This is a genomic window from Pseudoalteromonas sp. (assembly GCF_041613455.1).
Taxonomy (GTDB): Bacteria; Pseudomonadota; Gammaproteobacteria; order Enterobacterales; family Alteromonadaceae; genus Pseudoalteromonas.
In genome coordinates this window covers 1-12,010 of sequence record NZ_JBFJHD010000088.1, presented here as the reverse complement: position 1 = coordinate 12,010, position 12,010 = coordinate 1, and the positions used below count along the sequence as shown (strand labels likewise).

Below are 12,010 nucleotides of genomic sequence, written 5' to 3'. Positions count from 1 at the left end.
CCGCTCCAGCTCTACGGGTTCACCGGCTTGCAACGCCGCTTGTAAACAGGCGCTTTCATCGGCTTCAACCCCTATTACTTTTATATCAGGGCGCAACGATTTGATATACACCGCCATGCCAGCTAATAAGCCGCCGCCACCTACCGGAATAAATACCGCATCTAACTCATTTAGTTGCTGCATCAGCTCACGCGCCACCGTGCCTTGGCCAACAATAACATCGGGGTCGTCAAACGGTGGTACAAACACCCCATTGCGTTGCTCGGTAAGCTCTAACGCATGGGCTTTAGCCGCATCAAAATGATGGCCATGCAACACCACCTCTCCGCCCAGTGCACGCACCGCATTGACTTTTATTTCGGGAGTGGTAACCGGCATAACAATTGTTGCTTGATGGCCTAAGTATGACGCACTCAGCGCCACACCCTGAGCATGGTTGCCCGCCGACGCCGTAACAACCACGGAACCTTTCGGCAATTTATTTAATTTATGAAAAGCCCCGCGTAATTTAAATGAATACACCGGCTGTTGGTCTTCGCGCTTCAGCCATACCTGATTACCCAGCTTAGTGCTGAGCTCAGCCATGTTGCTCACCTCAGTCACTTTTGCTAAAGGCTCCATATTAGCCTGAATAATAGCGCGAAAATAATCGAGTTCTTGCGAAACCATAGGCTAGCTTAACTCCTCTAATTTGGCTAAATCACGCACCGCGCCTTTATCGGCACTGGTTGCAAGTAGCGCATAGGCTTTAAGCGCAGACGACACATAACGCTGACGATCAAGCGGTTTATACGCTTGTTTACCGCGTGCTAATTGTTTTTGCTTACGTGCCTCAAACTCTTCATCACTGATGGCTAACGTTATTTCGCGAGTGGCAATATCGATAATAATTTTATCGCCGTTTTCAACGTAGGCAATTGCGCCGCCACTGGCCGCCTCTGGTGACACATGGCCAATTGATAAACCTGACGTACCACCCGAAAAACGCCCATCGGTGATCAGCGCACATTGCTCAGCTAAGCCTTTTGATTTTAAGTAGCTGGTTGGGTACAGCATTTCTTGCATGCCCGGCCCGCCTTTAGGCCCTTCGTAACGGATCACCACCACATCACCGGCTTTTACTTCATCATTTAAAATACCGGCTACCGAGTCATCTTGTGATTCGTATACCACGGCAGTGCCTTCAAAATGCAGCATCTCATCTACCACACCGGCGCTTTTGACAATACAGCCGTCCACCGCTAAGTTACCCGACAATACCGCTAGGCCACCATCTTGACGAAACGCATGCTCGACACTACGAATACAGCCATTTTCACGGTCGTTATCGCCCTCATCCCAACGACACTCTTGGCTCATGGCTTTAGTGGTACGAATACCTGCAGGGCCAGCACGGTAAAATTTGCGTGCGGCTTCGTTGCTCGGATCGGTCGCATCCCATTTTTTAACCAATTCACCCATGGTCATACCGGCAACATGGTTAACCGATAAATCCACTAAACCTGCTTTGCCAAGCTCACGTACTATGGCCATCATGCCACCTGCGCGGTGCACATCTTCAATATGATACTCAGGGGTCGCAGGGGCGACTTTGCATAAAAACGGGGTTTTACGCGATAGCGCATCGATGTGCGACATATCAAAATCAACGCCGGCTTCTTGGGCAGCAGCTAATAAATGCAATACCGTATTGGATGACCCCCCCATGGCTATATCCACCACCATAGAGTTCATAAAGGCAGTTTTATTGGCAATGGCACGAGGCAGTACATCTTGGTTATCTTTTTGGTAATACTCGCGGCACAGCTCAACAATGCGCGCCCCTGCTTCAACGTACAATTGTTTACGGTCTTTATGGGTTGCCAAGGTCGTGCCATTGCCTGGCAGTGCTAGACCGATGGCTTCTAATAAACAGTTCATTGAGTTTGCGGTAAACATGCCTGAGCAAGAACCACAGGTAGGACACGCCGAGCGCTCTACTTGCTCAGAATCGGCATCGCTTACTGACTCATCAGCCCCTTTCACCATGGCATCCACTAAATCGAGTTTGATATCGATATTAGCCAGTTTAGTTTTACCCGCTTCCATCGGCCCACCCGAGACAAATATAACCGGTATGTTTAAGCGTAGTGCTGCCAACATCATCCCAGGGGTGATTTTGTCGCAGTTAGAAATACAGATCATCGCATCGGCACAGTGACCGTTCACCATGTACTCTACCGAGTCGGCAATGAGATCCCGTGACGGCAATGAATACAGCATACCGCCGTGCCCCATCGCAATACCGTCGTCGATTGCGATGGTATTAAATTCTTTGGGTACGCCACCGGCTTGGGTAATGGTTTCGGCCATCAGCTCACTCAGCTGATTAAGGTGCACATGCCCAGGTACAAATTGGGTAAACGAGTTTACAACGGCAATGATCGGTTTACCAAAATCCGTATCTGTCATTCCGGTTGCACGCCATAATGCACGAGCACCTGCGCGTTTTCGACCTTCGGTTGTTGTTGCACTTCTTAATTTAGCCATAGTTACCTCAGTTGTTGCCGCAGCGTCTGCGGGCGTTCCTCATTCTTAAGTTGTTAAGTAAGTTTATTAACCTACTCGCTAATTTGTTACTTCGCGCAGCTTACACTGCTTGTCGTTGTAAGTTTTGCACCGTCACCGCGGTTACATCCACCAGCTTATTAAGCTGACTGGTTAATAAGTGCAGCGGTTTATCGCTGTCTACTGTCATTGCCACCTGGTACTGGCCATCATCCATATTGAGTTGAAAATGAGTTAAATCAAAACCACGATGACGTACTACGCGCAAAAAGCGCTCTACTGCAATACTTTGATTTTTTAAAGCGATCGTTAAACTGTATTTCATTGTACTTTCTCCGTCATCATTTCATCGTTAGCCGCACCCGGCGGCACCAATGGCCAAACATTTTCTTTATCATCAATACAGGCGTGTACTATGTAAGGGCCTTCACTATTAACCAATGCGGTTATTGCATCATCTACTTGATTAGCATGGGTAATGGTTTGCCCGGGTATGCCAAATACCGCAGCTAATTGCACAAAATCAGGGTTATCAGATAGATCGGTTTCAGAGTAACGCCCTGCAAAAAACAGCTCTTGCCATTGGCGCACCATACCTAAACGCTGGTTATCTAAAATAAGTATTTTTACCGGTAAGTTATTACGGCGAATAGTGGCTAATTCTTGAATATTCATCATGATCGAGCCATCGCCCGATACTGTGATCACAAAGTCATTGGGGCGGGCCACTTGTGCGCCAATCGCGGCTGGTAAACCAAACCCCATAGTGCCTGCTCCGCCACTGCTTAAGTGATTGCTCGGGTGATTAAACTTCATATGCTGCGCCACCCACATTTGATGCTGCCCTACATCGCAGCACACTACGCCGGTTTTCGGCATACGTTGGCTAAGTTGGTTAAGTAAATACGGGGCAAAAACCTTGTCACCGGGGTAGTCGTAACGCCATGCGTATTGCGTCATCATCGCCTTGTTGTGATCGCACCACGCTTGTGGCGTGACAAAACATTCAAGCGCCGGTAATGAGGTTTTTAGGTCGGCAATTAACGACGCTTTAGCCGGTTTACGCTTACCGACTTCGGCGGCGTCGATATCTAAATGAATTACTTTAGCGTTAGCCGCAAACTTCGCTAAGTTGCCAGTAACACGGTCATCAAAGCGTGCACCGATACACAGCAGAACGTCACATTCTTGTACCGCTAGGTTAGCAGCTTGCCCGCCATGCATACCTAACATACCTAAATCATATTCATAATCGGGTAATACACTGCCCAATGCTTTTAACGTTGCTACCGCTGGCATTTGAGTTTTATTTAAAAACTGCATTAATTCGTTTTGCGCACCCGCGGCTTGCACACCGCCGCCCACATAAGCCACAGGCTGTTTAGCCTCGCTGAGCAGTTGATTGGCAATGGCCACTTGCTTTAAATCTAAGCTTGGTAAGTACTCGTCGGCGGCCAGCCAAGGTTGGAAAGGCACTTGCGCCATTTGGATGTCTTTGGGAATGTCTACTAATACCGGGCCTGGGCGGCCACTTTGTGCTAAATGCATTGCTTCTTGAAGTATTTCGGCTAAATCTTCTGCTCGCTCTACCATGTAACTGTGCTTTGTACACGACAGCGACATCCCCAACACATCCACCTCCTGGAAGGCATCCGAGCCGATAGCCGCTGTCGGCACTTGCCCGGTGATGGCTAGTAGCGGCACCGAATCCATCATCGCATCAGCCAACGCGGTGATTAAATTTGTGGCACCAGGACCCGAGGTGGCAAAACACACTCCAAGCTTACCAGTACTGCGGGCGTAGCCTACCGCTGCAAACCCAGCACCTTGCTCATGGCGAGTAAGGTAGTGCTTGACCGGCGCACCATACAGCGCATCGTAAATCGGCATAATAGCGCCACCTGGGTAGCCAAATACTTCATTTACGCCGTGCTTGGCTAGTAAGTCGATTGTTAATTCTGCGCCTGTCATTGTTAAAATCCCCATTCCTCAGTGACTCGTTAATCACAAATTTTGCTGCTAAAACTAAAAAGCCCTCCGAACAGTTAAGTGCGGAGGGCTTTTTAATGCTTAAGTTTTTTAAAGCACTACGAAGCCCTCGCGGGAATAATCACCACGATAATAATCAGGACTAGGTTAAGTGCGTTTGCAAGCATGTAATTAATACCAAATATTGTTTAATAAATTATGGCGAAATAGTTTTTTCGCTGTCTATTTATATTAATACCGCGCTTAGCTAGTTAAGTCAACATCAAAATCATGCTATTAAAACAAGCTAAACCGCCGTTATCCGGTGAAAAATTTCATAAAGCAGCTGAAAAAAGATTTGTTTATGCAATTCAGTTAGAAAGGCAAATTCTCTAGTCTAATATCGGCAATTTAGAGTGCGATTCGTTTTCAGTAAAATAGCTAAATAAATATCACCGCGGTACACTTTAATGACTCATCGACGCACGCTATTTTTGCCACCTGCGCCACCCGCAAGATGCGGGTTGCTAATGTTTAGCAAAAAGCCAGAAGATTTATAGCGCGGTGAAACTGCTATAGTATCTAACTAGCAACTGCAAACGCGCTATTGCTTTACTGCCCTTTACACAACCATGATTGCCAGACTTTAAGGATAAACCATGAATATACTGCCCCGTATTAGCCAACTCATTATTATCACGCTACTGATTGCGCTTAGCTTTAAGAGTTATGCTGCTCCGGCGTTATTTAAAATAGAAAAAAACGGCGTTAACTCGTATTTATTTGGCACCGTACACGTAGGCGACGCCAGCATGCAGGGGTTACCAAAATATGTCACCGACGCTATAGACAAAAGCGAACAAGTGGTGGTTGAAGTAGATATCAGCAAGCTAACGCCACTGCAAATGCAGCAACGATCTATGCCATTTATGTTGTTAAAAAATGGCAAAACCCTGCAAAGCGAGCTGTCGCAACAAAACTACACCAAGCTGAAAGATTATTTTGCTAAAAAGTCGATTGATATAGCTATGTTTAATGGCCTAAAGCCGTGGGCAGTGATGGTTAGCATGATGCAAATTGAATTTCAAAACGCGGGGTTTTCAGATAAAACCGGTATTGATAAGCAAATACTTACTTACGCTAAAAGTAACAATATAAAAATAGCTGAGCTTGAAACCCTAGAGCAGCAACTACAAATGTTTGATGCTATGGCATTACTGAGTAACGAAATGATTGCCGAAACTTTTCAGCAGCTCGCCGATATAGACGGTTACTTCATTAAGTTAGTTGATGCGTGGAAAAATGGCGATATGGACACGCTCACTCATTATTACCATACCAGCTTTGATGACAGTAATTACGGCGAGATCAGCGAACAAGTGATGCTAATTAATCGTAACAATAAATGGCTAGCACAGTTAGCACCGCGCTTGGCACACGAGCGCCTTTTCATTGCCGTCGGCGCGCTGCATTTACCTGAAAAACACGGTTTAATTCAGCAATTACAAGCTAAAGGCTTCACTGTTACACGCCTTTAATACCGCGCACCCAGCTTGAGTGACTAAGCAGCCGCTCAAGCTGCTATTAAGGCTGATAATCGGCCATGGTTAAGTAATTATTGATGCCGTTAATTTTGTCTGCTGCGTGGTGATTGACATAAATTACGGTACTGCTGTTGGCAGCACACATTTTTTCTATCAGTAGCAGTACACGCTGTCTGTTTGCTTCATCTAAGCCTAAGCAGGGCTCGTCTAAAATCAATAACGTAGGATGTTTTACCATTGCGCGTACAATCAACAGCATACGCTGATCGCCATACGACAGTTGGGTAAACGACGTATGCTGCTTATCGCTTAAACCTATTAATGCCAACCATTGCTTAGCGAGTGTCTGTTGTGAGTGGGTTGCGCTCTGATACAAGCCGATACTGTCGTAAAAACCCGATATAATCGTATTTAACGCCGATATACTCACTCGGTACTGCATGTGTAGCGCATTAGACACCAAGCCGATATGCTGCTTTATATCCCAAATACTTTCACCACTGCCACGTTTAAAGCCAAATACTTCAATGTCGTTGTTATAACACTGTGGATTATCGCCGGTGATCAAGCTGAGTAAACAGGTTTTACCGGAGCCATTGTTACCACTGAGCTGCCAATGTTGGTGTTGTTTAATGGTCCAATCGAGTTGCTGAAAAACAGTGACTGCGTTATAGCTCACTTTAGCTTGCTTAAGCTTAACCAGCACCTCAGCGCTGAACAGTCCTGTCGTTTGTGCGCTATCACGCCTTGGAATGACCAATGACGTCTGCTTTAAATGTAATAATTTCAGCAAATCTGCCCGCTGCTCTGCATTTGGCTGGGCCAATGTATGTTGCAGCTGGCGCTGATTAACATAGCCATAATGGGTAATATAAGCTGGTATTTCAGCGACGCGATTTAACACAAATACAAAGCTAATGTATTCACTTAGTTGCATTAACAACGTCCTCAGCGCTGCACTCGCGTCACTATCTAAGCCATCAAACGGCTCATCTAACACCACTAAGCGCGCGCCACAACTCAAGGCTTTAATGAGCAACAATTTACGTGTTTCGCCGGTAGATAAATCGCTAAAGCGACGCGCCAATAGTTTTTCAGCATCCAATGCCGTAATCAAGCGCTGCCCCAGCTGAGTATTATAACCTGTGCTGTTAACAATCAGCTGTTTAACTACACTGTCCTCACCAGTCGCTAACTGCTGACTGATAAGCTGCTTTTGCGCATCAGAAGACACCAGTGCCACTGATGCTATGCTGCAATGACGCGCACCGCTAATGGGCTTAGCCTCCCCTGCTAACACCGCTGTCAATGCTGATTTACCCGCGCCGTTGGCACCGATTAACAACCAATGTTCACCTTGGTTAACGTGCCAGTTGAGGTTGTGTATTTCAAAGCGACTATTACCTTGCCCGGATAAATAGCCACTGTATGCTTGAAGCTGAATTGACTGCACTGCGCGCTCTTATTATTAACTACCGTTAATTGAAATTACCTCACAATTAAACTATCAAGCAACCGCTATTTTATACACTGTTAATTATTTCAACTAAGCGGCGCGCAATAAAAAAGCCCAGCAACTTAGTGCTGGGCGTTTAATAAGTAAATTTTGTCTTAGCGGTTTTCTAAGCGGTTGTAATCAAACAAGCCGTATTCAACCCCACGATACTGCTTCGCCACTTGATGTAAAATATCACTGTACTGCCAAAATTGAGGGTGAGTACGACGCACACCAAACTTGGCTTTCAGCGCGCGATAATCGGCTTCAATTTGTAGCAGCGACAATTGCTCAGCAAACGCAGTTACTTGTTGCTGATTCTGTAAGTACCAAATGGCGCTGGGGTAATCACCAATAAAGCCGGGTACTATGGTTACGGTGTCTTCGGCAAAGGCGCGCTGCCCTGCTTCATTCAGCAAGCTAGAAATGTTGTAATGCGCATTATGATGAATAATCGTATACGCTTTGTGACTCTCATCGGCCTGCTTTACCAATACATAGGATACCGGCGGTAACAAGTTAATCGCCTTAACCGGTAAGGTATTAATACTGGCTAACGGCTGTGGCACGCGAGTGTAATCATAATGCTCACTTAACACCGGCGCTAACGCCGTTTTTATTAAGCCGTACAGCTCATGCTGCGGATCATCGGTTTGATACTCAATACCACTGGGTTGGCTAAATTCGCGATTGTTTTTAAAGAACTGCGACAAGCTCGGTGGCGCTTTGCGATACCAGCTTTTCTTAATTTGCTCGCGTTGTTGTTCGGGTAATAACGCCAAAAAGTTACTCTCGCCCTCTAAGCGTAAAAAATCCATATACAGCCGTGTGACTAATTGATGACCCATCATTGCCATACACATCAAACCCTGCAACCAATAAATAATGAATACGCTCAAATAACGCATAGTCCAGTACCCACATGGTTTTAGGCTCTTGGCCAATAAAACCTTTTACTACCGTTGCGCTGTCTGAATGACGAAACACCGTCAGCGCCGCATTTTTATTACTGCCTTCACCTTGCCACAATAAGTTAGTGGTTAAATGATCGCCGTCTTTAAACAGCTGATTCGCCAGCTCCACTTTCGCTTTTAAATAGCGCTTTTCACGTACTGAATATTTAACCCAATTAGCAATCGCTAACGCATTACTTTCTTCAGCCGCTGGTAGTTCAAGTGCATCCTCTTGCTGCGCGAGCATTTTACCTACAGCGGGCGTCGCTACTTTTTGCGGATCGGCAAAGGCGACCCAAAAATGATCGTTTATCACGTTAAGCGCTATTTGCCCGCGACACACCGGCCCTTTAATAAAGCCCATAATAATAAGCTCAGCTTCATCGAGCATAAACTGGTATTTAGCATCAATAGGTAGTGCTTCAAACGTTTTAAATGGGTTAGAGGCTAACTTGGGTGCATAACTCGGCATCGCCGTGACTGTGTATTCAGGGGCAATAAATTGCTGATATAAACGCGCTAGCTTTTCATCATTTAACTTAAGTGGTAAATGTGTTTTCGATAAAATAGTCGCCCGTTCATGCATAAAACGATAATACACGCGCGCTACTTTAGGATCATCATAAGGACGACGGGTATTAATTAACTTTATCTGTTCCCCCGGCGGCGTGGCTGAGCGCACTAGTTTAAAAAAGCTATCAGGCGTGTCATCGGTTGCAAAATAAATATTAGCTAAAAACCAGTGCTCATAAATATAACGCGCCGCTAATTGGTACTTTAAACTGTCTTGGTTTAAAAAAGCCTCCCAGCGTTTAACTTGCTTTAATTCATAGCTTGTTGGCGGGTTAATGTGTGCCATTTCACCGCCATTTTGTAACCAGCGCTGCAGGTGATTAAACTCTTCTCGTGAGATCCCTGGCAGCCCATACGGCATACCCGCATGCGGTTGCTCACTGGCAAATTGGTCAAATTCCCCCATAGTGGCGCAGCTTTGACTGCGATTTAAAGAAAAATCAAATTTTTCTTCATCGAGTAATTCATTGTTGTTAGCGTTATCAGCGCTTTGCTTCAGCACTAAGCTATTAAATAACACACTGCCGGCTAAATTTGCTTCAGCACTTTGCTGACGCTCATTAAGCACCGGCGAGAAGCCTTTATCACGCCACTGCTGGGTGTTTTCAGCATCAAACAACAATCGACTAGGATTGCTGGCTAATAACCGCGTACCGTCGTATACCCGCTCTTTACTGAGCCCACGATCTATTCCCTCAGGTGAAGATAGCTTTAATTGACACGCAGCATCATAACAGCCATGACACACCACACAGCGAGTATCGAGCACCGGTTTCACATGTTGTAAAAAATCGGCACCGGCAGCGCTATTATGTGCCACTATGCGCGGTTGCGTTTGCTCTGGGCCAAATAACTCATTGTAATGAGCATTCCCTAAATACGCACAGCCACTTAGAATAATCAGTACTAAGGTACTGATGATTATTTTTCTCATTCCTCGTCCTCATCGCCGAGGTCAAAGGTTGGCATCATATCCATTTGTGGTGAAACAAAGGTGTGCTGCTCTTGTGTGGTTAGTACCGCACTTAACAAAGGGCCATGAGTAAGGGTTAATTGTGCATCATGCTGTTGTTCTAATAACGCGCTAAACGTGGGGTTATTAATAATTAATTGATAGTCTTGCACCGTAATAGCAATACTGCTGCTTGCGCTGGGGTTTTGACATAATTGTGCTAACAACTCATCATCAAGTACTATAGCTATTTCAAAATCCGGCTGGGTTAAATCTCTGCTGCTGAGGCTTTCGTCAAGCATAAACAAAGGCAGGGTTAAGTGACTATCTTGTGAAAATTCCATCGTGCTCTCTAATGAATGAGGGTGTAATTATCGAGCATTATAACAAATAACCTTGAAAATTAACGTAACCACCACAACAAACCGCAGTTAAAAATCTCCCTCTCTCCCCCCGGTTAATCTTAGCTTTAGCCAATGATTAACTTTTTACATCGTCCATAGCAGACTGCAGCACCGAAAACACCGCGCCTTGGGGGTCCAATATGACACTAAAACGCCCCACCTCGGGAATATCAGTGGCAGGCACACACACCTGTCCGCCAAGCTCTACGGCACGGTTTACCGCGGTATCACAATGCTCTACTGCAAAATAAATCATCCAGTGTGGGGGTGTATCAGCTGGCCACTCATCAGTCATCTCAATCATTCCAGCAACGGGTTGGCCATTGGCAATAAATAGCACATAATCCATTCCTTGCATGGCTTTCACTTCACTTTTCCAACCCAGTAATTGGCAATAAAATTCACGACTTTTTTCACTATTACGTGTCGCTAGCTCATGCCAATACGGCGTGTTTAGTTCGCCTAAGCGTTTACAGCCTTGATGCTGATTACCTTGCCATAAAGCAAAGGTTGCTCCGCCTGGCTCTTTTAACAGCAGCATCCGCCCGGCATCCATCACATCGTGCGGCCCAGCAATGATTTCAGCGCCTAACTCCTTCGCCCGTAAAGCACATTCATCCACATTTTTAACGGCAATATAAGTAAGCCAATGGCTCGGCGTTTCATCTTGTTGCTGCTGAGGCATCTCATACATAGCAGCAATATCATCACCTTGCTTTTGTAGCATAGTGTAATAAATATCGTCTCCGATCAGCTGATCATCACAGCCCCAGCTAAACAACGAGGTATAAAACGCCTTCCCTTTTGCCCAATCATGAGTACACAACTCTGACCAACAAAAAGTACCATGTGGATGATTAATTACTTTGCTCATATTTGCTGCCTAAAAATTTTAGCGTTTATTCAGCTTAGAATAAAACAGAGCCAGAGTCGAATAGCGCATTACATTTACTCGCCTTAAATCCACCCCTCGGGTTTCACTAAACTCCACTCAAACGACAGTGTTCAAATTAACACCGCGCTGCATCACCTGAAACCTGAAACCTGAAACCTGTACTTTATTGCAGGCATTAAAAAAGGCCACCGAAGTGACCTTTTTCTAATAATTAACTTAAACGTTAATTATTACTCTACGATAGTTGCTACAAAGCACCTACGCCTAAGGTAACAGCGCCACCTTGACATGACGTAAATCGTAGGCATTAAAAAACCCGAGGCTAAGCTCGGGTTTTTTTAGTATTAATTAGCTAGGCTAATTATTACTCTACGATAGTTGCTACAAAGCACCTACGCCTGGGGTAACAGCGCCACCTTCACATGACGTAAATCGCAGGCATTAAAAAAGGCCACCGAAGTGACCTTTTTCTAATAATTAACTTAAACGTTAATTATTACTCTACGATAGTTGCTACAACACCAGCACCTACAGTACGGCCACCTTCACGGATAGCGAAACGAAGACCTTCGTCCATCGCGATTGGCGCGATTAGAGTTACTGTCATCTTAACGTTATCACCAGGCATTACCATTTCTACGCCTTCTGGTAACTGTACGTCACCAGTTACGTCAGTTGT

General features: G+C 45.5%; 8 protein-coding genes and 2 pseudogenes. 1 reads left to right on the top strand and 9 read right to left on the bottom strand.

Annotated features, from left to right (window positions below; translation table 11 throughout):
• The 4 genes from ABYB02_RS09780 to ilvG all read right to left on the bottom strand — a co-directional run.
• The coding region (locus ABYB02_RS09780) for a pyridoxal-phosphate dependent enzyme (RefSeq protein ID WP_372762281.1) at positions 1-669 on the bottom strand (669 nt) is incomplete at its 3' end.
• A gap of 3 nt (positions 670-672) precedes the next feature.
• Positions 673-2,529, bottom strand: a complete 1,857-nt coding sequence (gene ilvD, locus ABYB02_RS09775; RefSeq protein ID WP_372762280.1) for a dihydroxy-acid dehydratase — start codon at positions 2,527-2,529, stop codon at positions 673-675.
• Positions 2,530-2,629: 100 nt separating this feature from the next.
• Entirely contained in the window at positions 2,630-2,872 is a 243-nt protein-coding gene (ilvM, locus tag ABYB02_RS09770) for an acetolactate synthase 2 small subunit (protein WP_372762279.1), read from the bottom strand.
• Positions 2,869-4,518 carry an acetolactate synthase 2 catalytic subunit gene (gene ilvG, locus ABYB02_RS09765; RefSeq protein WP_372762278.1) on the bottom strand — a complete coding sequence of 550 codons (1,650 nt, stop codon included), beginning with the start codon at positions 4,516-4,518 and terminating at the stop codon, positions 2,869-2,871. The genes ilvM and ilvG overlap by 4 nt, the downstream gene beginning before the upstream one ends.
• A 656-nt stretch (positions 4,519-5,174) precedes the next feature.
• Here ilvG and ABYB02_RS09760 point away from each other — a divergent pair.
• On the top strand, positions 5,175-6,053 hold the full coding sequence (locus tag ABYB02_RS09760) for a TraB/GumN family protein (RefSeq protein ID WP_372762277.1): 879 nt from the start codon (positions 5,175-5,177) through the stop codon (positions 6,051-6,053).
• A 46-nt stretch (positions 6,054-6,099) separates the two neighbouring features.
• Here the strand turns inward: ABYB02_RS09760 and ABYB02_RS09755 are convergent, their stop codons facing one another.
• The 5 genes and pseudogenes from ABYB02_RS09755 to ABYB02_RS09735 form a co-directional block, all read right to left on the bottom strand.
• Positions 6,100-7,512, bottom strand: a complete 1,413-nt coding sequence (locus ABYB02_RS09755; RefSeq protein ID WP_372762276.1) for an ATP-binding cassette domain-containing protein — start codon at positions 7,510-7,512, stop codon at positions 6,100-6,102.
• 158 nt (positions 7,513-7,670) lie between these two features.
• Positions 7,671-10,014 (bottom strand): annotated as a pseudogene (locus ABYB02_RS09750) (fatty acid cis/trans isomerase).
• Positions 10,011-10,376, bottom strand: coding sequence for a hypothetical protein (locus ABYB02_RS09745; protein WP_372762275.1), 366 nt, complete (start codon positions 10,374-10,376; stop codon positions 10,011-10,013). Before ABYB02_RS09745 ends, ABYB02_RS09750 begins: the two are co-directional and overlap by 4 nt.
• A 136-nt stretch (positions 10,377-10,512) precedes the next feature.
• Complete coding sequence (locus tag ABYB02_RS09740) at positions 10,513-11,310, bottom strand: VOC family protein (RefSeq protein WP_372762274.1); 798 nt, start codon at positions 11,308-11,310, stop codon at positions 10,513-10,515.
• A gap of 517 nt (positions 11,311-11,827) precedes the next feature.
• Positions 11,828-12,010 (bottom strand): annotated as a pseudogene (locus ABYB02_RS09735) (elongation factor Tu); the annotation flags it as partial.